This window comes from Enterobacter sp. C6, from assembly GCF_008122455.1.
Classification (GTDB): domain Bacteria; phylum Pseudomonadota; class Gammaproteobacteria; order Enterobacterales; family Enterobacteriaceae; genus Enterobacter; species Enterobacter pseudoroggenkampii.
The window spans coordinates 20,208-41,138 of the sequence record NZ_QPFW01000234.1 but is presented as its reverse complement, the minus strand read 5'-3'; the positions used below and the strand labels follow the sequence as shown (position 1 = coordinate 41,138).

Genomic DNA, 20,931 nt, shown 5'->3' with positions numbered 1-20,931 from the left:
CGCTTTTGGCGTCGGTTTTTTTACTTCAGTCAGTTATCCGTGAGGGCATTCTGGTAGCGATGCAGCATAAACACCAGCCGTCCTACCGGCTCGGTCACCTGAGGCGGTGCTTCCCAGTGCTTTAGCTTCTCCTGGTAGATATCGAGCTCTTCAAGCAGCTGCGTAAAGTAACGACGCCGTTTGTCATCGCTGCTGGCGGAAAGCACGTGATCGGCGGTACGACGCAGCTGGCGGTGCCAGGCCGACAGATCGTCGTTGATCGGCACCGGCGCGTTACGCAGACGCTGGTGCGCGATGATCATGGTTAACGCCAGGCGGAACTTCGCGATATCGCCCGGGAACTTGTTCAGCAGTAAAAACAGCTGCTGGTAGAGCGCGGGCAGGTGGTTCTCTTTACGGCGCGCGGTATTGGTTGTCATCGACGACACGGCAGCCGACACGAACTGGTTCAGCAGCACGCGGCCCGTTCTTGCCTGCGAGTTATCCCGAACCAGAAGTATCACCATCATGGCCAGGAAACAGCCCACCAGCTGACCTAACGCGCTGTCGAGGAACTGGCTGAAATGGAAGGTCATCGGGTTATCGAGCACGATGATGTTAATCGTGCTCGCCAGCGCCCCCAGCGATCCCAGGCGCCGCTTTTGTACTTCAATGCCGATAAAGAACGCCATTACCGCCAGGCTAATACAGAGCAGCAGCATGCTCTGCTGGGTAGACGGGATGATGACCAGAAAATAGAGCGCGCCTATCGGCAGGGCGGCAATGGTGCCGTAGAGGAAATCAATGGCAACCATTCGCGGGTTAGGCAGACGCATCGCCAGTGCGGTCACGACGGCAATCATCACCATCGCGCCGCTGCCGGACGTCCAGCCCGTCCACAGCCAGAACAGCGTGCCGAGCATGCAGGCAAGCGTCGTACGCCAGAAGTTGACCATGGCGTGATGGCGCTCGGCGGATTCCGCTTTGATCACCACTTCCCCCTGCAGCACCTCTTCTTCCGCCGCGCTGATTTTGGTATTCCCGATCACGCCGCGCTTCAGCAGCAGATAGCGCGTCGCGGCGCCGACCCAGGTGTAGATCGTCACCGGCGTGTCGCGCTCCCCTGTCCAGGCAATCACCCGACGCATGCGCTTAAGCTGCTTGTGCACGTCCTGCACGGTTTCCACCGGCTCGGCAAACAGTTCGCGGAACGTATCGGTGACCGCTTCCGGCCGGGTGTTCTGAATCAAATAGGTTTCACATGCCTGGGTAATCAGCGTCAGAGAGACGGTGTTGAGGGCTTTCAGGCGACGATTCGCGCGAGCCCAGCGCGAGGACTCCATATTAAGGTTGCTGCGCATCCCTTCCAGCGCCTGCGTACGACGTACCAGCCCGCTCCAGGCTCTATCCACCTCTTCGCTGTCGCCATGCTTAATGCAGAGCTGCATCAGCTGGTACTGGGCAACCATCAGCGCGTCAAGCTCAAGGTCGACTTCCTGCTTGATGGAGCGCGGGGAGAACAGCAGGTCAGCGACGATTGCACTGACAATACCAATCACAATCTCGCTGCAGCGCTCAACCGCAAACTGTGGGGCAAGCAGCGGTTCAGACTGAATGGTGATGACAATGATCAGCGCGGTATAGCCCGCTAGCCCCCAGGCGTAGGAGTTCTCCACTTTCACCAGAGACGAGATCCAGGTGCAGAAACCTGCCCAGATACAGCAGACCATCAGCATCAGCAGCGGGGTGCGGATCATCAGAATAATAATGGTCAGCGCCGCGAAGCAGCCGATAAACGTCCCGATGATACGCAGCATCCCGCGATAGCGGATCGCGCCAGAATAGGGCTCCCCGCCCGCGGCGAAGGCCGGACCCGCCGCGACAATCGCAGCCGTCAGCACCGCCCAGCGAGGGGTTTCAAGCTGGAAGTGGAAGCCGACAAACAGCGCCAGCACGATGGCGCACGCCAGCTTCACGGCGAAGCGAATGTGCTGGCTGGCGATGGAAAAGATACCCATGTCGATTAACCAAACTCGCGCAGGCGGTGGGCAATTTTACGGAAGAATGAATCCTGGCTGGCATCCCGGTCTTTTTCACCGGTAATCACCACCGTCGCCGTGGTACCCGCAGGCCACAGATTTCCCTGCTGCTCATCCAGGTGGATGCGCACCGGCACGCGCTGGGCCAGACGCACCCACTCTAGGTTGGAATCTACCGTCGCCATCCCTTTAGCATCGTTAGAGCTGCTGGAGTTAGTCACCCCTGCGGCAACGCTGTCGACGGTGCCTTTAAAGACGCGATTGCTGCCCAGCGGCGTGATCTCCGCGCGATACCCTGGACGTACGCCCTCCAGCTTGGTCTCTTCCATATAGGCGAGCACGTAGAAGGAGTTCTGTTTAACCAGCGCCACGGCGGTTGAGCCGCGGGTAATGAATTCCCCGGCGTAGACGTTCAGGTTGGTCACCCAGCCATCAGACGGTGCGCGGATCACGGTACGCTCCAGATCGAGCTTCGCCAGATCGCGCGTTGCTTGTGCTTTCGCCAGCTGGTGCAGCACGGTTTGCAGCACGTTGTTGGACTGGTCAATCTCTTCACGGGACATTGCCTGAATGCCTAGCTGGTTACGGCGGCCAGCCTCGCGGCGTTTCTCCGTAGCCAGCGCCTGGTAATAGGCCACGTCCGCTTCCGCCTCTTCCAGCGCTTTCTGGTAACGAGGCTGGTCGATGGTGAACAGAACCTGATCTTTTTTCACCAACTGGTTGTCGTGGACGTTGACCGCCGTGATAAGACCGGCCACGTCAGGGGCGATCGCCACCACATCGGCGCTGAAGCGTGCATCACGCGTCCACGGTGATTCGGTGTAATAGACCCAGGCGCGGAAAATAGCGATGAAGGCGAGGATAACCAGCGCCGTAGTAATGGCAGTGCGGGAGATTTTTCTTGTTAGCGTTTTCACATCAACCTCAGACAAACATGCGCGATATCAGATAGAACAGGCAGCAATACAGCGCGGTATTGAACAATGCAGGGTGCCAGACGAAATCGTAGATCCCGGTAGGGACCAGCACCTTGCGCACCAGCCAGAAGATCGCCAGTGATAAAAGAAGCTCGAAAAATATCGGTGGGAACGACAGACCGAACACCACGATAACGGGAAACAGACTCATGTTGACCTTGATTAGAGAGAGTGCAGGCTTCAGAATTTTTTAGCGCACGCCATCGCAGGAGAGCAAGAAACGCCGGGCGAGAATGGCGCAGCCGTTATGTAATAAATAATATATTAACGTAACTGTTATGCTGTTATCTATAATATGTGATCTAAATCACTTTTAAGCCAGAGTGAACAATGGAACGTTTAAAACGCATGTCGGTCTTCGCCAAAGTGGTTGAACTGGGCTCGTTTACCGCCGCTGCCCGCCAGCTTCAGATGAGCGTCTCATCCATCAGCCAGACGGTGTCCAAACTGGAAGATGAGCTTCAGGTCAAGCTGCTCAACCGCAGCACCCGCAGCATTGGTCTGACGGAAGCGGGTAAAATTTACTATCAGGGCTGTCGCCGCATGCTGCTTGAAGTGCAGGATGTTCACGAACAGCTTTATGCCTTCAATAACACCCCCATCGGCACGCTGCGCATCGGGTGTTCTTCAACTATGGCACAAAATGTTCTCGCTGCCATGACCGCGGATATGCTGAAAGAGTACCCCGGGCTTACCGTCAATCTGGTGACGGGTATCCCGGCGCCGGATCTGATTGCCGACGGGCTGGACGTGGTGATCCGCGTCGGCGCGCTGCAGGATTCCAGCCTGTTCTCGCGTCGGCTGGGCAGCATGCCGATGGTGGTCTGTGCATCGAAGAGCTATCTGGCGCAGTACGGTGTGCCGGAAAAACCCGCCGACCTCACCAACCACTCGTGGCTGGAGTACAGCGTGCGGCCCGACAATGAATTTGAGCTGATTGCCCCGGAAGGGATCTCCACCCGACTGCTGCCGGAAGGGCGTTTTGTCACCAACGATCCGATGACCATTTCGCGCTGGCTGGTGGCCGGCGCCGGGATCGCCTACGTGCCGCTGATGTGGGTGATCAACGAGATCAACAGCGGCGTGCTGGAGATCCTCTTCCCACGCTACCAGTCCGATCCGCGCCCGGTGTACGCCCTGTATACCGAAAAAGACAAACTCCCGCTCAAGGTACAGGTGTGTATTAACTATCTGACCGAGTATTTTGTGGACGTGGCGGAGCTGTTTCAGGGGATGCGGGGAAGAAGGAAGGAATAATCGATTTATCCCTGAAAGTATATGAGCGATGAATATTTCCAGGATAAAACCCCTCTGCATTCTGGAATATTCCTTCGCCACTATCAGGAATAGCTAATTGACACTGCCGCCGCCCGCCCTTTACTTTATAAACAGTCTGCTGTTCAGACTGTTATTAATTTGTTGCTGATATGAATAATAAAATGTATTCCGCAGGATGACATTAAACAAGGAAAAGAAATGAATCTATTTGAACAAACACCGCCTTCACGCAGGCGCTATGGGCTCGCCGCATTCGTCGGTTTAATTGCAGGGATTGTCTCCGCGTTTGTCAAATGGGGAGCCGAAGTGCCGCTTCCGCCACGCAGTCCCACCGATCTATTTACCGGCGCATGCGGGCCTGAGCAATTAATAAGAGCCGCAAGCCAGATTGACTGTTCACGTAATTTTTTAAACCCTCCCTATGTATTTTTACGTGACTGGCTGGGTGTTGTTGATCCTAACGCAGCGGTTTATACATTTGCCGGACATATATTTAACTGGGTCGGCGTGACGCATATTATTTTCTCAATCGTCTTCGCTGTCGGGTATTGTGTCGTTGCTGAAGTCTTCCCGAAAATTAAACTCTGGCAGGGTTTGCTGGCGGGTGCGTTAGCTCAGCTCTTTGTGCATATGATCTCCTTCCCGCTGATGGGGCTGACGCCACCGCTATTTGAGCTGCCGTGGTATGAACACGTGTCAGAGATCGTGGGCCATCTGGTCTGGTTCTGGTCGATAGAAATCATTCGTCGTGATTTACGTAACCGCATCACGCACGAGCCGGATCCGGAGATACCGCTGGGTCACTTACGCTAAAAAAAAAGGCGCTACTGATGTAGCGCCTTTTTTATGAAGGAGTCAGGTCAGGCTGTGCCGCCCACCGTCAGGTTGTCCACTTTCAGCGTTGGCTGGCCCACGCCAACCGGCAGGCTCTGGCCCTCTTTACCGCAGACGCCCACGCCATTATCCAGCTTCAGATCGTTACCAACCATCGAGATCTGCTGCATGGCTTCAATACCGGAGCCAATCAGCGTTGCACCTTTCACCGCTTTGGTCACTTTGCCCTTCTCGATCAGGTACGCTTCTGAAGTAGAGAAGACAAACTTACCGGAGGTAATGTCCACCTGGCCGCCGCCAAAGTTTGGCGCAAAGATACCGTAATCAACGGATTCGATAATCTCCTGCGGCGTGGATTTGCCCGGCAGCATGTAAGTGTTGGTCATGCGCGGCATCGGCAGATGCGCGTAAGATTCACGGCGTCCGTTGCCCGTCGGCGCAACCCCCATCAGGCGCGCGTTGAGTTTGTCCTGCATGTAGCCTTTCAGCACGCCGTTTTCGATCAGCACATTGTACTGGCCTGGCGTACCTTCATCGTCGATAGCCACCGAGCCACGGCGATCGCGCATGGTGCCGTCATCCACCACGGTGCACAGCTCCGAGGAGACAAGTTGCCCGATCTGACCGCTGAACACGGACGTCCCGCGACGGTTAAAGTCGCCTTCCAGGCCGTGGCCTACCGCCTCATGCAACAATACGCCCGGCCAACCGGCACCCAGCACCACCGGGAATGAGCCCGCCGGCGCCGCGACGGCATTCAGATTCACCAGCGCCATGCGGACAGCTTCTTTTGCCCACGCGTCAGCGCGCGCTTCACCGTCAACGTCGCCCAGGAACCAGTCATAGCCGAAACGACCGCCGCCGCCGCTTGAGCCGCGCTCACGTTTACCGTCCTCATCGACCTGCACGCTGATGGAGAGACGCACCAGCGGGCGAACATCTGCCGCCAGGGTGCCGTCCGTTGCCGCCACCAGAATCAGTTCATAAACACCGCTCAGGCTGGCTGAAACTTCCTGCACGCGTTTGTCCGCCGCGCGGGCAACTTTGTCCACGCGACGCAGGATATCCAGCTTCTCTTCACGGCTCATGCTCTGCAGCGGATCGATGCTGGTATAGAGCGCAGGGTGCTGCACTTCTCCCAGGGTTTTCACGCGACCATCGCCGGTATCACGCACAATGGTACGCGCGGCCTGTGCGCTCTGCTCGAGTGCGGTGAGGCTAATCTGATCGGCATAGGCAAAACCGGTTTTCTCACCGCTGACGGCACGGACGCCAACGCCCTGGTCGATGTTGTAGGAGCCATCTTTGATGATGCTGTCTTCTAAAACCCAGGATTCGTGATAGCTCGACTGGAAATAAAGGTCGCCGTAGTCGAGACGGCGTTCGGTCAGTTGACCAAGAATGGAGAACAGGTCCTGATGGCTCAGGCCGTTCGCTGCGAGCAAATGTTCACTTACCAGGTTCAGACTCATCGTATTGCTACTCGTTCGTTGCCGCCCGTGGCGGTATAAAGATCGTATTTATTGAGAGTGAGGCAATTACCTGCCCACGTCAAATCATTGCTGTGTATCTTTGCGCGGCTGGCGCAGCACCTCGTTAATCTGCGGTTTATCTACCGGACCGGTAATGCGGTAGCGCAGAATGGAGACCTTGCTCCAGAGTGGCCCCAGCACTTTACTGGCGGCAAACACCGCCGCACCAACAATCGGGTTCACCACAAAAGCTGCCGCCACACCCACGCTCGCGGAAATTTCCGGTGCCACGACGGCTTCCATATCCAGTTCGCGACGCACGAGGTTAACGGAGCCTTTCATGGCGATATCCGCTTCAAGGCCATCCACCAGCGTGTCGTCCGTGTGCAAAACGCCGTCCTTGATCCACGCCGTACTGCGGATGGAATCGTAGTAGAAACCTTCGTTGAAGGTATCACTGAAATCGAAGCGCAGCTTGCGCAGCAGCGCGTCAAAACTCAGCAGGCGCAGGATCTGCCCAGCGCGCCCCGTGCTCACGTCGGCGATCTCACCTTTGCCGAAGTGGGTTTTCAGAATGCCGTTAAGCGAGGCCTCATCCGGCTTCCACGGTGCGTCGCGCCAGTGAAGATCGTAATCGACGTCAAATGACGAGCCGCGCAGCGGCGTGCTGATACCAAAGAAACTGGCTGCCGCATCCAGTTTGTTGCCTTTAATGTCACCCTTCAGGGACGTCCGCTGCTCGCCCGGGTTATTCACCCATTCCCCTGCGGCCGTCATGCGGCCAAATCCGGTATCAACCAGGCCGCCGGAGAGCGTAAGCGTGTTTCCCTGGATGGCAAAATCACCGTCGATGCGGCCATATTTCTGCCCCCACAGCCAGCACTCCGCACAGCGCAGCTGGAGATCGGGCCAGCCGCTAAAATCGACGCGGGAGGTATGACTCAGCGGCGACGTCTCTGCCGGGTTATCTTTCCCGCTCGCAGCGCTTGCCGGGTTGTAGTAGAGGTAGCGGATCGCCGCCTGCCACGGCGCGTGATTACGCATGGTCAGCGTACCGTTGATCTCTCTGCCCTGGGCCTCCACCTTCGTGCCGTTAGCGCCAGGCTGCGAGACAATGCTCAGGTTGTTCCACTGCTGCCCGCCCAGCATCAGCGACGGCGTACGTACGGTAATGGTTTGCGGGAACTGGGCGGTTTCATCAACGTTTTGCCCAACGCCTTTCTGGAACAGCGCCAGCCACTCAGCACCGTCCATCGGCGGGAGGTTCAGCTCAATGCCCGTCTGCTCCGGCAGCGGCGGCGTGGAGCGGCTATCCGTTGTCCAGATGGCTTTGTCGAGGGTGAGCTTGCGGTTAAGCAGCCAGCGGCTATTGAAGTGGTTTGTCCCACCCGCGCTGCCGGTCAGCGCGAAGCTGTTCAGGTTGCCATCGACGTTCAGCTTTACCGGCAGCGGCTGTCCGGCCTGTTTATCCAGCGGCGCAGGCAGCTGGCTCTGAAGGTTTTTCAGATCGCCCGTGATGTCGACCTTATACTGGGCACCCGCGTGATAAGGCAGGTCGATTGCCACTTTACCCTGCCAGGCAACCGTCCCCTCCACTGACGCCTCAATGGGCTTCGGCAGGACGTCCATACGTGATGGTTGCCAGTTACCGTCCAGATTGACGGCTACCTGATAGGCCTTTTCACCCTCGGTCGTCGTGAAGTCAATATTAACGGGCTGATTAAACCAGCTGGCCGTAAGCGGCTCGCTCTTCAGGTTACCGTTCTCAAAGCTGAACTGCCCGCTGAGATTTTTCAGGGTGCTCTCAAGGGGTTTGATGAACAGACTGTTGTTCTTCAGACGGACGTCGCCTTTCGCGGTGGTCATCTCACCGTCCAGCGGGATATCAAGATGTAAGCGAGCATTCACATCACCATCAAGCTGGAGCTGCTGAAGCGTCGCGGCCAGCGACTCTTTGAGAGGGGTCTCCTCAAAGTACGGTCCCACCGCCTTGCCGGGACCGTTGATGTCGGCATCAATCAGCAGCTTCTCTTTGGAGTAGTCCGGAATGTTGGCCGTCAGGTTGCTGGCCGTCACGCCGCCCAGCGCCACGCTGTCGGACTTCATCCACAGGCCGTCATTGAGGAAATTAAGTTCGATATCCAGGTTTTTCAGCGCGGGCCAGCCCGGCTGGAACGCGAAGGTGGCGTCATGCAGCGGCACCAGAACCTGGAACTGACCTTCATTATGTTTGTACGGGAACAGATGGGGATTACCGCCGTAAACCAGCGTGGCATTATCCGCCTGACCGCCCTGAATCGCCCCGCTGAGATAGTCTACCAGCGCTTTTCCCATCAGGTTTTCCGGGAAGTAGCGCCAGGCCTGAGAGCCATCATCGGTGCTGATCCCGGCGAGAATACCCAGCCACGGCTCATCCCCTTCAGGCTGCAGATAGCGGAAATCGCCGCGCGCGTGCACCGCTTTGGCTTTCACATCGATATGGCGGCCATCAAGCTGGAAACCCTTGTCGTTACGGAGCCAGTTAAGCACCGCGCTGCCCTGTTTGATTTCCAGCGGCGCGCGGAAGACCGTCTCGTAAGGCATTTTGGCGTCGTGCATATCAACCGTCAGCCTGCCGTTTTCCACGCTACCTTCTAGCTTGCCGCTAAAGTGCTCTGCACCCGGCAGCAGCTTCCACTGCTTCCAGGCAAGATCTTTCCACGTTGCCTGGAAGCGGGTTTTTTCCGTCGCCTGGAGCGGGATATCCAGTGCCAGAGCGTCTATTTTCCCGCTCGGCTGCGTTGCCAGCCAGATCTCGCCGAGATCGGGAGAGAGCTTTGCCGCCATCGAGCGCAGCCCTTCAATGGCAGCCAAATCCAGGTTGCTGGCACGGATGCGCAGCTCGTCGCTGCGTTTACTGGCCGCGCCACCAACGTCCTGCTCCGGCATCCAGGCCAGCGTCAGCGCACCGCGCGGCCACGGCTTGCCGTCCATGGTGATGCGCGTATCCGGAATGGCAAACTGCCAGCCCTCTTTCTCCTGCGTTACGTGTGCGGTGAGGTTATCGACGGAAAGCTGATGCTGTTGTTTTTCGCCTTTCCAGCTCGCGCCCCCCTGCTTGAGCCAGATATCCCCGCTGGCAAATTCGCCTTTCGTCAGGGTCAGCCAGCCTTCAAGACTGAAGCGGGCCGTTTCCAGCTGCATATTTTGCTGGAGCCAGTCGCCCAGCCACGGCTTGACGTCCACATCGTCGGCCTGCAGCCAGACTTTGCCGTTATTTAACAGGCCGTCATCGTCGCGCAGATCCATGCGCACCTGCATCACACCGTGCTGGCCGTTCAGGCTTGAGAGATTGACCTGCCCCTCGGCGCGGTGCCGATCCTTACCGTTGAGCCAGGTCAGCTGCGGGATCGCCAGCTCGGCGCGCTGGCCGGAAAGAGTAATAAAGCTCACTTCGCTGTCGCGCAGATCGAAATGATCGAACTGGCGGAGGAAAAGATCGCTGAAGCGGTTGGCTTCAAGCCCCTGACCGCTATCGCTACCGGACAGCGGCGTATTGGTCAGGAACTGGAGCTGATAAAAGGTGAGATCGCGAAACTGCCAGCGCAGATGCAGCAGGCTTTGCCAGACGTCCAGCGCCAGGGTCACGCGTTTGATTTTCAGATAACCGCCATCTTTCAGGCGGGCGTTGATATCCCGGACATCGAGCGTCGGGCCAAAATTTTGCCAGTTAGCGCTGACCTGACTGACGTTCACCGGCACGCCGGTGGTGGATTCGATTTTCGCCAGCAGCTGCGGACGCCAGCTGTCCAGATGCGGCAATACGAGGCGTAGCCCGCTCACGAGCAACGCGACAATCACGACCAGCGTTGCCCCTGTAAGCAATAAAATCCCCGGCAATCGCCTCACGCATCTCTCCTTGTCAGCATTCGTCACGCAGCGTACTGCGCTTACATCATCACGACGTCAAACTGCTCCTGGTTATAGAGCGGTTCAATTTGTACTTTTACCTGTTTGCCGACAAAGATTTCCACTTCCGCCAGCGCGTGTGACTCTTCGCCTTTCAGCGCTTCAGCCACCGCAGGGGAAGCATAGACCAGAAAACGGTCGGAGTCGTAGGCATGATGCACACGCACAATTTCACGCATAATTTCGTAGCAGACGGTCTCAACCGTCTTTACCGTTCCGCGTCCATGGCAGGTCGGGCATTCATTACACAGCACATGCTCCACGCTCTCGCGGGTACGCTTACGCGTCATTTCCACCAGCCCCAGCTGTGAGAAGCCGTTGATGCTGGTTTTCACGCGATCTTTACTCAACGCCTGCTCAAGCGAGTGCAGCACGCGGCGACGATGGTCTTCATTACTCATATCGATGAAGTCGATGATGATAATGCCGCCCAGATTGCGCAGACGAAGCTGGCGCGCAATCGCCTGCGTGGCTTCGATGTTGGTGTTGAAGATGGTGTCATCGAGATTGCGATGGCCGACAAACGCGCCGGTGTTAATATCGACGGTGGTCATCGCTTCGGTCTGATCGATGATCAGATAGCCGCCTGACTTCAGTTCAACCTTACGCTCCAGCGCACGCTGGATCTCGTTTTCGACATCATAGAGATCGAAGATCGGCTGACGCCCTGAATAATGCTCCAGCAGGCCAGGCATCTCGGGGATATATTCGGCGGTAAATTCCAGCAGCGCTTCATAGGTCAGGCGCGAGTCCACGCGAATGCGGTCGAGCTGCGCATCAGCAAAGTCACGTAGAACGCGTTGTGCAAGCGCCAGTTCACCGTAGAGCTGGTAGCGGGTCTGGTTGCGTTTTTTACGCTCCATCACTTTGGTCCAGACGCGCTTCAGGTATGCCGCATCCGACGCCAGGTCTTCCTCGCTGATCCCCTCTGCGGCGGTACGGATGATAAACCCGCCCTGCTCATCGCAGTAGGCGCTGACCACTTTCTTCAGACGCTCGCGCTCGCTTTCGCTCTCAATACGCTGCGAAACGCCCACGTGCGACGCGCCGGGCATAAAGACCAGATAGCGGGAAGGTAAGGTGATGTCGGTGGTCAGACGGGCGCCTTTGGTACCGAGGGGATCTTTCACCACCTGCACCATCAGATCCTGTCCCTGACGCACCAGTTCGGAAATGTCGCGCACGGCAAACTGCTTTTGCTCTTCGCCAGCGACGCACTCGGTGTGCGGCATGATATCGGAGGCATGTAAAAATGCCGCCTTATCCAGTCCAATATCTACAAAAGCCGCCTGCATACCCGGTAGTACACGACTGACACGACCTTTGTAGATATTGCCTACTATTCCGCGCCGCGCTTCACGCTCAATATGAATTTCCTGAAGAATGCCACCATCAATATAGGCCACACGGGTTTCCGATGGCGTTACGTTTACCAACAATTCAGCCGTCATAATTATCCCTTCCCTCACGCAGTGAGTTAAAATTGCTCAGCAACTCATACGTTTCCACCAGCGGTAAGCCGACTACGGCGTGATAGCTGCCATGAATCTTCCTGACAAAACAGCCACCCAGCCCCTGAATACCGTATGCACCTGCCTTATCCATTGGTTCACCGCTGGCAATATAAGCGGCGATGTCGTCGTCGGTAAGCACTCTGAACGTCACTTCTGTCACCACCAGGCAATCCAGCACGTGCTGGCTGTCAGCCAGCGCGACGGCCGTCATCACCTGATGCGTATGTCCGGACAGTTTGCGCAACATGCGCGCCGCATGATCGGCGTCGCGCGGTTTCTCAAGCACTTCACCGTTCAGAATAACGATGGTATCTGCTCCCAGTACGGGGAGATCGCATGGCACACTGGCCACGCCCGCCTGCGCTTTCTCACGCGCCAGGCGAGACACGTACTGTTGCGCGCTTTCGCCCTCAGCACGTTTTTCTTCAATGCCGGTTACGATGCGTTCAAAAGAGACCCCTAGCTGCGTCAGGAGTTCCTGACGGCGCGGGGAGCCGGAAGCGAGATACAAAGACGTCATAGAAACCTTTTATTGCACAGCAAACTGCTGGCGAACCTTACGCATCAGCAGGAATAACCATGGCCAGAGCACACCGTTTACTACACTACTCCAGAACACTTCCGGCCGGAAAGAGACGTTGATCACTAAAAACTCTGCCCAGAAAACAACGATATCCGCAGCGAGCGACAATAGCATCACCACCAGGGCCTGTTGCCAGAGCGCAAGGTTACGGAAGAGCTGGAATTTGAGTGCGACGAGGTACGCAATAATGCTCATGGACAAGGCGCGCACGCCAAGCGTAGAGCCGCTAATGAGATCCAGTATGGCACCCATCACGAAACCTGTGCCGACATTTACGCGATGCGGCAGGGCAAGGATCCAGTAGAGCAAAATGAGCAATACCCAGTTTGGCCGGAAAACGAGAATGTCATCCGGCCAGGGCATCACTTGCAGCAACAGTGCAATGAGAAACGAGAGCCAGATGACCCAGCGTCCCTGGCTACGATAGCTTGCCACTACTGCCCTCCCGAAGAGAGTTTAGGCGGTGGCGGCGCATCCGGCAGCGGCTGCGTTAACCCGGTTGCCGGCGCCGGGACTGGCGCAGGCGGCCCCATGGAATCCGCAGGCGGGAGAACCTGCGGCATCATCTGCATCAGGCGCTCATTTGCCACGCGATGCACCTCTTCAGGCGTCATCGGATTAGCACCGTTACGATCGGCGCCCCACAGCAGCAGCAGATAGCGCAGACGCTGCAAACCGGCGGTTGGACGCGCCTGAATCACGGTATAGGCACGCTGCGTATCCAGCTTCACTGAAGAGACCACCGCAACCGGATAGCCCTCAGGGAAGCGTCCGCCCAGACCGGAGGTCACCAGGACGTCACCCACGCGGATATCCGTGTTGGCCGGCAGGTGTTCCAGCTGCAGGTCATCCGTACAGCCGTTCCCGGCCGCAATCACGCGGATGTCGTTGCGCAGCACCTGGATCGGCAGCGCATGCGTGGCATCGCAAATCAGCAGCACGCGGCTGGTTAGCTTGGCCACGGCAACCACCTGGCCCACGACGCCTTTATCACTGATAACAGGCTGACCTTCATACACCCCGTTCACGCTCCCTTTGTCGATCACAACCTGATCGCTGTAGGGGTCGTTCACGGTGGAGATCACCTGCGTGACCATTTTCTGCTCATCCTGACGCAGCGGCGAGCCGAGCAGCTCACGCAGACGCGCGTTTTCCTGCTTGTATTGCCCCAGCATCAGCAGTTCGCTGTTTTTCAGCAACAGTTCCTGACGTAATGCCCGGTTTTCGAGTTCGAGTTGATCACGTGAAGACAGCGTTTGAGAAACGGAGTCGAGCAGTTCACGGGGACCATTTGAAACAAAGTAGAAAGGACTGACGGCGGTATCCATGTACGTTCTGATCTGGCTGAACGTACCGAGGCGGCTATCGGCAATAATGACCCCAAGCGCAACCAGAACCGCCAGAATGAGGCGAAACTGTAGCGATGGGCCACGGCTAAAAATTGGCTTCATAGGCTATGCGTATTCTCGCGTCAGAGAGAAAGGGTAGCAAATTGCTACCCTCTCAAACTCGACTACTCTTCGCTGAACAAATCGCCGCCGTGCATGTCGATCATTTCCAGCGCCTTGCCACCACCACGGGCGACGCAAGTCAGTGGATCTTCTGCAACTACGACAGGAATACCTGTCTCTTCCATTAACAGGCGGTCGAGGTTACGCAGCAGCGCACCACCACCGGTCAGGACCATACCGCGCTCGGAGATATCGGACGCCAGCTCTGGTGGGCACTGTTCCAGCGCAACCATTACCGCGCTCACGATACCCGTCAGTGGTTCCTGCAGTGCTTCCAGAATTTCGTTGGAGTTCAGGGTGAAACCGCGTGGCACACCTTCAGCCAGGTTACGGCCACGTACTTCGATCTCACGCACTTCATCGCCCGGATACGCAGAGCCGATTTCGTGTTTGATACGCTCTGCGGTCGCTTCACCGATCAGAGAGCCGTAGTTACGGCGTACATAATTAATGATGGCTTCGTCGAAGCGGTCACCACCGATACGTACGGAAGAGGAGTACACCACGCCGTTCAGAGAGATAACGGCCACTTCAGTGGTACCACCACCGATATCCACCACCATGGAACCGGTCGCTTCAGACACAGGCAGGCCAGCACCGATGGCCGCCGCCATTGGCTCTTCAATCAGGAACACTTCACGCGCACCTGCGCCCTGGGCAGATTCACGAATTGCGCGACGCTCTACCTGGGTTGCACCAACCGGCACACACACCAGAACACGCGGGCTTGGGCGCATGAAGCTGTTGCTGTGAACCTGCTTGATGAAGTGCTGAAGCATTTTTTCAGTCACGAAGAAGTCGGCGATAACGCCGTCTTTCATTGGGCGAATGGCGGCGATGTTGCCAGGGGTACGACCCAGCATCTGCTTCGCGTCATGACCCACTGCGGCCACGCTTTTCGGCGAGCCTGCACGATCCTGACGAATGGCCACAACAGAAGGCTCATTCAATACGATGCCTTGTCCTTTTACATAAATAAGGGTATTCGCGGTACCCAGGTCAATGGACAGGTCATTGGAAAACATGCCACGAAATTTTTTCAACATACTAAGGGATAATCCTGAAAGCTGGGGCGGAAAACAAAATCCGCTTACTTTACCAACCACACGCAGCAGCGACAAGGCGCAAAAATCATCTGCAACGGTGAAAATTTGTGCAGTACGTTTCCTGATGTTACAAAATCATCCCCTGACTCCCTCAGGGCTGAATAAACAGTAGCGTTCCCCACTGACGTTTGTAACCCGTTAAAGGTCGTTCACTGGCTTTTTGCTCGACATACTCAAAGCTACAGGCGCGATATTCTACGTGAAAACAGCGTAAACGGCAGGTCAAACAGAGTATCTTTGCAAATATTTTTTCACGTTGGTGTCAAGCGGTTGAGAGGCAGCAAAAAAATCCCCCTGACCACCCATCACACCGCGCTCTGTTAACATCTGCCATTCACTTCTGGAGCGCACGCCCGTGGCAAATACTTGTGTTCGCGTTCCCTTGCATGCTTCTACCAGACTCTGTACCAGCAGCTGGTTTTCCGTACGCTTCTCAATATTCCTTACCAGCCCCGGATGTAGCTTTAATAACTCCACATCCAGCTCCTTGATCCAGTTGGTACTGACCAGCGTTAAACCTGCCTGAGTCACCGCCACACGCGCACCGAGCGCATTGATCAAACGTACTACCGGACGTAACCGGCTGATGTGTTGACCTACATCAGCCTCAGCAAGTTCAAAAATAATGTGTTTGCGTTGCGATTTTTCGCATTGCATTAATGTATCACGCAGCCAGCGCTGAAAACGTGGGCGTATTAAGGACTCAACGGTAACCTGTAATGCCAGGCTCTCTTCAGGCCAAAAAGATAAAAACGGAATCAATCGGGTAATTTGCTGGCGGTCATACTCTTCGGACAGGCCAAATTGCAGGACCATCGGCAGATATTCCGCCGAGATAACCTCTTCCGAACCGTCAAAAATACGACACATCAGTTCACGGTGATGAACGTTGCCGTTTTTCATGACCGCGGGTTTTTGATAAATACGTGGTCCACCGCGGCTAAGCATTTGCTCAATCAAAGTACGCCAGCGCACATTACCACGCCCTTTTTCCGGCAGCGAGTCATCGTAAACCGCCCATCCGTTCGCCCCCTGCAACACGGCGTTGCGGGTGGCCGCTTCCGCATGTTCCATCACCTGTTGTGTGGATTGTCCGCCACGCCAGGCGCAGATCCCCATGTGGACCATATCGTCCCTGTCGAGCATTTTGCTCTGCGGCAGCGCATCCACCGCCTTCAGCAGCTGGCTGGCGATGCTTTCCGACTCCTTCAGCGTACGATGAGGCAACAATACGGCAAAGTCGCTGCGGTGATAGCGGGCCAGCAGCGCGCCCGGGTAGCGCATAATAAAGGTGGAGAGCAGGTTGATCAGCGTAAAGAGATTTTCTTCCGCAGCCCGCTGTCCCCAGGTATCGCGCAGGAGATCGAAATCGGGCAGGCGAATCATCATCACCACCCCGTGTGTCCCCACTTTTTCTGAATCGTCGAGCAGCGTCGCGAGTTGATTATCAAAGAAAAGACGGTTGTTAAGGCCAGTTTTATTATCCTGGGCGGCATAAGAGCGAATCAGCGTATCCATTCGGCTGCGCTGGTCGCTGGCAAACTGGATTTCCGAGAGCAGCGTATCCAGCGCGCTGCTGGCGCGTGACGGCCACTCATGGACCGAGCCACGCACCTGCGGACCGCGTTCACCGTTAAGGATCCGCACGGAGCGCATCTCCAGCAGCTCCTGGCCGGAGAGCTGTCGGCGCAGCCAGCGGACCGCGAGAAAAATCAGCAGGACGATAAACGCAACGGCGACGGTGAGCGGTGCGGTGGTCATCATTGAACGAAAATAGCTCGCCATCGGATCGAGGTAGACCATGTGTATGGTCATCCCCGGATTTTTCAGGGAATGCACCGTCACTTCCCGATACTGGCTCACCACGCCCGCGGGGCGATAGCTTCCCGGCCGTTCGTGGCTTAAAACACGATGCTTTCCCTGCAGAATGTCGATCTGAACAATATCAACAGGTACCATCAACTCATCGAGCTCACGGGAGAGCGCCGGTAGCGGTGTCGTCAGCAGACGCGCATCAATCACCGATGCAACAGACTGTACCCGGTTAACCAGCTTGTCCTGAATGGCGGTGTAAAAGCTCAGGGAGCAGCCCATAAGCGTGACAAAAATGGTAAGCCCCGTCAGCAAGGTGATAAAAGCCGAGAACTTCGTCGTTAATCGCATCCTTGAGATTACTCCGTGGGTTGATGGGGTAGCGAGTAAGCGCTAACTTGCATTCCAAATGCGGCATACTACCAAATCGAGTGTATCTGGCAATTTATTGCGTTAAATCGGCATTGCGTTTCCCTGAGCGAGTATAGTCTTCAGAAATTATTTTCCAATCATCTGAGTCGAGAGGACCCCGTATGCAGGCTTTGATCTTAGAACAGCAGGACGGCAAAACGCTTGCCTCAGTGCAGGCGGTTGAAGAGAGTCGCCTGCCGGAAGGCGAAGTAACCGTCGACATCAACTGGTCCAGTTTAAATTATAAAGATGCGCTGGCGATTACCGGTAAGGGTAAAATCATCCGAAATTTCCCTATGGTGCCGGGGATTGATTTCGCGGGCCGGGTTCATACCAGCGAGGATCCGCGCTTCCACCCGGGCCAGCAGGTGCTGCTCACCGGCTGGGGCGTAGGTGAAAATCACTGGGGCGGGCTGGCAACGCAGGCGCGCGTGAAGGGCGACTGGCTGGTGCCAATGCCGAAAGGCATGGATGGCCGCAAGGCGATGATCGTCGGTACGGCAGGCTTTACCGCCATGCTGTGTGTGATGGCGCTGGAAGAGGCGGGCATCCGCCCTGAGTCGGGTGAAATTGTCGTCACCGGTGCCAGCGGCGGCGTGGGCAGCACGGCTGTCACGCTGCTGCACAAGCTGGGCTATCAGGTCGCGGCGGTTTCCGGTCGTGAAAGCACCCACGATTACCTGCGCCAGCTCGGCGCCAGCCGCATTCTCAGCCGTGACGAATTCGCCGAAACTCGTCCACTGGAAAAACAGGTCTGGGCAGGCGCGGTGGATACCGTCGGTGATAAAGTGCTGGCAAAAGTCCTGGCGCAGATGAACTACGGCGGCTGCGTGGCAGCCTGTGGACTGGCGGGCGGATTTGCCCTGCCCACCACCGTGATGCCATTTATTTTGCGTAACGTCCGCCTGCAGGGTGTGGATTCCGTGATGACCCCAGCGGCTCGCCGTACGCAGGCATGGGAACGTCTGGTACGCGATCTGCCGGAATCTTTCTATACCCAGAGCGCAACGGAGATAACCCTCAGCCAGGCGCCGGAATACGCCAGTAAGATCATGGACAACCAGTTCCACGGTCGTGCGCTGGTGAAAATCGCCTAATCTTCAAATTTTCGTGACATATTCGCGCGAATCCCTCTCCTCCGTCATGCTTAGGAAAACGCATGACGGAGGATGCCATGAAAAACCGAAAACTGACGGAAGCCGACGTAACGTCCGAGTCTGTCTTTATGTTACAGCGCCGCCAGATCCTGAAAATGCTTGGCATCAGCGCCACAGCCCTGACGCTCTCTCCGGCGGCACACGCCGACCTGCTCGACTGGTTTAAAGGCAACGATCGGCCGAAGGCCCCTTCCGGCGCCCCGCTCACCTTTGCGAAACCCGCCCAATGGCAAAACAAACTGACGCTGACGCCAGAAGATAAAGTCACCGGCTACAACAACTTCTACGAATTTGGTCTTGATAAGGCCGATCCTGCCGCCAACGCCGGTAGCCTCAAAACCGATCCGTGGACGCTGAAGATTGATGGCGAAGTGGCGAAACCTCTGACGCTGGATCATCACGATCTGACCACCCGTTTCCCGCTCGAAGAGCGTATCTACCGCATGCGCTGCGTGGAGGCCTGGTCGATGGTGGTGCCGTGGGTCGGCTTCCCGCTGCATAAACTGCTGGCGATGGTTGAGCCCACCAGCAACGCAAAATATGTCGCTTTCCAGACGCGCTATGCGCCGGACGAGATGCCAGGGCAAAAAGACCGGTTTATCGGCGGCGGGCTTGAGTATCCGTATGTGGAAGGGCTACGTCTCGATGAGGCGATGCACCCGCTTACCCTGCTGACCGTTGGCGTGTACGGCAAGGCGCTTCCGCCGCAGAACGGCGCCCCCATTCGTTTAACCGTACCGTGGAAATACGGTTTCAAAGGAATTAAGTCCATCGTCAGCATTAAGCTCACCCGCGAGCGTCCGCCCACCACCTGGAATCTGGCGGCTCCGAACGAATACGGCTTCTTCGCCAACGTGAACCCGCATGTGGATCACCCGCGCTGGTCGCAGGCAACCGAGCGGTTTATCGGTTCCGGCGGTGCGCTGGACGTGAAGCGTCAGCCCACGCTGCTGTTTAACGGCTATGCGGATGAAGTGGCCTCGCTGTACCGTGGCCTCAATTTACGGGAGAACTTCTGAGTGCGTTTAACGGCAAAACAGATTACCTGGCTGAAAGTACTGCTGCACCTGGCCGGGTTACTTCCTTTTATATGGCTGTTCTGGGCCGCCAGCCAGGGGCTCTTTAGCGCAGACCCGGCCAAGGATATCCAGCATTTTACCGGTCGGATGGCTCTGAAATTTTTGCTGGCCACCTTGCTCGTTTCGCCGCTGGCGCGCTACGCTAAACAGCCACTATTGATACGCACCCGTCGGCTGTTAGGGCTATGGTGTTTTGCCTGGGCGACGCTGCACCTCACCAGCTATGCCCTGCTGGAACTGGGAATTAACAATCTGGCACTGCTTGGCCGCGAACTGGTGACACGCCCTTATCTGACGCTGGGTATTGTGAGCTGGGTGATTTTACTGGCGTTAGCGCTGACCTCCACGCAATATGCGCAGCGAAAACTGGGCAGGCGCTGGCAGCTGCTACACAACTTCGTCTATCTTGTCGCGATCCTCGCCCCCATTCATTACCTGTGGTCGGTGAAGATCCTCTCCCCGCAGCCGGTCCTGTACGCACTGGCCGCCGCGGCGCTTTTAGCATGGCGTTACAAGAAGTTCCGCCAGTGGTTGCGATAGTTCGCGAAACTGTGCGTTTTCCCGCATATTCCCCGTCAACCGCAAATCTTTTTCGGATAGCGGTTGATAATCTTCCCTGATAAGACCAGTATTTAGCTGCTAAATGCTACGAAATCGTTATAATGTGCGACCTTGGTTCGCCTGACAGCGGTTTTAAGCCTCTGAAAAGGTGACATTTGCGTTTCGAAGGTATATTTTGTTTTTTACCCGAAAATCGCAGGAGATAGCGGCATAATGACTGATAAGTTCCATATCTTAGTTTTGAACGGACCGAACCTGAACATGCTCGGCACCCGTGAGCCAGAGAAGTACGGCACGCTGACATTGAGTGAAATTGTTAACCGTCTGGGAACGGAAGCAGCGTCACTGAATGTGGATTTGGACCATTTTCAGTCGAATGCGGAGTACGCAATCATCGACCGTATTCATCAGGCTAAAGACAATGTGGACTATATCCTGATCAATCCGGCCGCGTTTACGCACACCAGTGTTGCTATCCGCGACGCACTGCTCGCGGTGAGTATCCCGTTTATCGAGATCCACCTGAGTAACGTGCACGCCCGAGAGCCGTTCCGCCACCATTCGTATCTGTCAGATATCGCCGCTGGCGTTATCTGTGGACTGGGCGCAGACGGCTATTCATACGCTTTACAGACAGCGGTAAAACGCTTGTCACAATCACACTAAACAA

General features: G+C 56.4%; 17 protein-coding genes. 6 read left to right on the top strand and 11 right to left on the bottom strand.

Annotated elements, in window-relative coordinates:
• Window positions 1–29: 29 nt before the first annotated feature.
• From aaeB to aaeX, 3 genes are read right to left on the bottom strand one after another with little or no spacing between them, the layout of a single operon-like run.
• Entirely contained in the window at window positions 30–1,997 is a 1,968-nt protein-coding gene (gene aaeB, locus DOU50_RS15840) for a p-hydroxybenzoic acid efflux pump subunit AaeB (protein ID WP_090418899.1), read from the bottom strand.
• A gap of 5 nt (window positions 1,998–2,002) precedes the next feature.
• Entirely contained in the window at window positions 2,003–2,935 is a 933-nt protein-coding gene (gene aaeA / locus DOU50_RS15835; RefSeq protein WP_148769726.1) for a p-hydroxybenzoic acid efflux pump subunit AaeA, read from the bottom strand.
• Window positions 2,936–2,942: 7 nt separating this feature from the next.
• Window positions 2,943–3,146 (bottom strand): p-hydroxybenzoic acid efflux pump operon protein AaeX, encoded by a 204-nt coding sequence (gene aaeX, locus DOU50_RS15830; RefSeq protein ID WP_003860416.1) that lies wholly within the window; start codon window positions 3,144–3,146, stop codon window positions 2,943–2,945.
• Between the two features lie 179 nt (window positions 3,147–3,325).
• On the opposite strand from aaeX, the gene aaeR reads away from it, so the two are divergent.
• Both aaeR and DOU50_RS15820 read left to right on the top strand, forming a co-directional pair.
• Window positions 3,326–4,252 carry an HTH-type transcriptional activator AaeR gene (aaeR, locus tag DOU50_RS15825; RefSeq protein WP_023309395.1) on the top strand — a complete coding sequence of 309 codons (927 nt, stop codon included), beginning with the start codon at window positions 3,326–3,328 and terminating at the stop codon, window positions 4,250–4,252.
• A 219-nt stretch (window positions 4,253–4,471) separates the two neighbouring features.
• Window positions 4,472–5,086: a YagU family protein gene (locus DOU50_RS15820; RefSeq protein WP_024906328.1), complete on the top strand. Its 615-nt coding sequence runs from the start codon at window positions 4,472–4,474 to the stop codon at window positions 5,084–5,086.
• 47 nt (window positions 5,087–5,133) lie between these two features.
• On the opposite strand, the gene tldD is transcribed toward DOU50_RS15820, so the two are convergent.
• From tldD to csrD, 8 genes are all read right to left on the bottom strand, one after another.
• Window positions 5,134–6,579: a metalloprotease TldD gene (gene tldD, locus DOU50_RS15815; protein WP_048989772.1), complete on the bottom strand. Its 1,446-nt coding sequence runs from the start codon at window positions 6,577–6,579 to the stop codon at window positions 5,134–5,136.
• A gap of 84 nt (window positions 6,580–6,663) precedes the next feature.
• Entirely contained in the window at window positions 6,664–10,467 is a 3,804-nt protein-coding gene (gene yhdP / locus DOU50_RS15810) for an AsmA2 domain-containing protein YhdP (protein ID WP_148769725.1), read from the bottom strand.
• Window positions 10,468–10,508: 41 nt separating this feature from the next.
• Window positions 10,509–11,978: a ribonuclease G gene (rng, locus tag DOU50_RS15805; protein ID WP_032650437.1), complete on the bottom strand. Its 1,470-nt coding sequence runs from the start codon at window positions 11,976–11,978 to the stop codon at window positions 10,509–10,511.
• Window positions 11,968–12,561 (bottom strand): Maf family protein, encoded by a 594-nt coding sequence (locus DOU50_RS15800; RefSeq protein WP_032650440.1) that lies wholly within the window; start codon window positions 12,559–12,561, stop codon window positions 11,968–11,970. The genes rng and DOU50_RS15800 overlap by 11 nt, the downstream gene beginning before the upstream one ends.
• Window positions 12,562–12,570: 9 nt before the next feature.
• Window positions 12,571–13,059, bottom strand: a complete 489-nt coding sequence (mreD, locus tag DOU50_RS15795) for a rod shape-determining protein MreD (RefSeq protein ID WP_023309399.1) — start codon at window positions 13,057–13,059, stop codon at window positions 12,571–12,573.
• A complete protein-coding gene (gene mreC, locus DOU50_RS15790; protein WP_023309400.1) occupies window positions 13,059–14,075 on the bottom strand; it encodes a rod shape-determining protein MreC in 1,017 nt (338 codons plus the stop codon). Before mreC ends, mreD begins: the two co-directional genes overlap by 1 nt.
• A 62-nt stretch (window positions 14,076–14,137) precedes the next feature.
• Complete coding sequence (gene mreB / locus DOU50_RS15785) at window positions 14,138–15,181, bottom strand: rod shape-determining protein MreB (RefSeq protein ID WP_000913396.1); 1,044 nt, start codon at window positions 15,179–15,181, stop codon at window positions 14,138–14,140.
• A gap of 282 nt (window positions 15,182–15,463) precedes the next feature.
• Window positions 15,464–17,404, bottom strand: a complete 1,941-nt coding sequence (csrD, locus tag DOU50_RS15780) for an RNase E specificity factor CsrD (RefSeq protein WP_148769724.1) — start codon at window positions 17,402–17,404, stop codon at window positions 15,464–15,466.
• Window positions 17,405–17,586: 182 nt separating this feature from the next.
• Between csrD and DOU50_RS15775 the strand changes: the two genes are divergently transcribed.
• The 4 genes from DOU50_RS15775 (at window position 17,587) to aroQ (ending at window position 20,927) form a co-directional block, all read left to right on the top strand.
• A complete protein-coding gene (locus DOU50_RS15775; RefSeq protein ID WP_148769723.1) occupies window positions 17,587–18,561 on the top strand; it encodes an MDR family oxidoreductase in 975 nt (324 codons plus the stop codon).
• Between the two features lie 77 nt (window positions 18,562–18,638).
• Window positions 18,639–19,640 carry a protein-methionine-sulfoxide reductase catalytic subunit MsrP gene (gene msrP, locus DOU50_RS15770; RefSeq protein ID WP_148769722.1) on the top strand — a complete coding sequence of 334 codons (1,002 nt, stop codon included), beginning with the start codon at window positions 18,639–18,641 and terminating at the stop codon, window positions 19,638–19,640.
• Window positions 19,641–20,240, top strand: a complete 600-nt coding sequence (msrQ, locus tag DOU50_RS15765) for a protein-methionine-sulfoxide reductase heme-binding subunit MsrQ (RefSeq protein ID WP_148769721.1) — start codon at window positions 19,641–19,643, stop codon at window positions 20,238–20,240.
• A gap of 234 nt (window positions 20,241–20,474) precedes the next feature.
• Window positions 20,475–20,927: a type II 3-dehydroquinate dehydratase gene (gene aroQ / locus DOU50_RS15755; RefSeq protein ID WP_024906320.1), complete on the top strand. Its 453-nt coding sequence runs from the start codon at window positions 20,475–20,477 to the stop codon at window positions 20,925–20,927.
• The last annotated feature ends 4 nt before the right edge of the window (window positions 20,928–20,931 follow it).

Excerpts from the sequence above, each read along its gene's own strand:
- msrP (WP_148769722.1), top strand. The coding sequence starts at position 18,639 with ATGAAAAACCGAAAACTGACGGAAGCCGACGTAACGTCCGAGTCTGTC.
- tldD (WP_048989772.1), bottom strand. The coding sequence starts at position 6,579 with ATGAGTCTGAACCTGGTAAGTGAACATTTGCTCGCAGCGAACGGCCTG.
- rng (WP_032650437.1), bottom strand. The coding sequence starts at position 11,978 with ATGACGGCTGAATTGTTGGTAAACGTAACGCCATCGGAAACCCGTGTG.
- aroQ (WP_024906320.1), top strand. The coding sequence starts at position 20,475 with ATGACTGATAAGTTCCATATCTTAGTTTTGAACGGACCGAACCTGAAC.
- aaeR (WP_023309395.1), top strand. The coding sequence starts at position 3,326 with ATGGAACGTTTAAAACGCATGTCGGTCTTCGCCAAAGTGGTTGAACTG.
- mreB (WP_000913396.1), bottom strand. The coding sequence starts at position 15,181 with ATGTTGAAAAAATTTCGTGGCATGTTTTCCAATGACCTGTCCATTGAC.
- DOU50_RS15820 (WP_024906328.1), top strand. The coding sequence starts at position 4,472 with ATGAATCTATTTGAACAAACACCGCCTTCACGCAGGCGCTATGGGCTC.
- DOU50_RS15775 (WP_148769723.1), top strand. The coding sequence starts at position 17,587 with ATGCAGGCTTTGATCTTAGAACAGCAGGACGGCAAAACGCTTGCCTCA.
- csrD (WP_148769724.1), bottom strand. The coding sequence starts at position 17,404 with ATGCGATTAACGACGAAGTTCTCGGCTTTTATCACCTTGCTGACGGGG.
- aaeX (WP_003860416.1), bottom strand. The coding sequence starts at position 3,146 with ATGAGTCTGTTTCCCGTTATCGTGGTGTTCGGTCTGTCGTTCCCACCG.
- aaeB (WP_090418899.1), bottom strand. The coding sequence starts at position 1,997 with ATGGGTATCTTTTCCATCGCCAGCCAGCACATTCGCTTCGCCGTGAAG.
- DOU50_RS15800 (WP_032650440.1), bottom strand. The coding sequence starts at position 12,561 with ATGACGTCTTTGTATCTCGCTTCCGGCTCCCCGCGCCGTCAGGAACTC.
- mreC (WP_023309400.1), bottom strand. The coding sequence starts at position 14,075 with ATGAAGCCAATTTTTAGCCGTGGCCCATCGCTACAGTTTCGCCTCATT.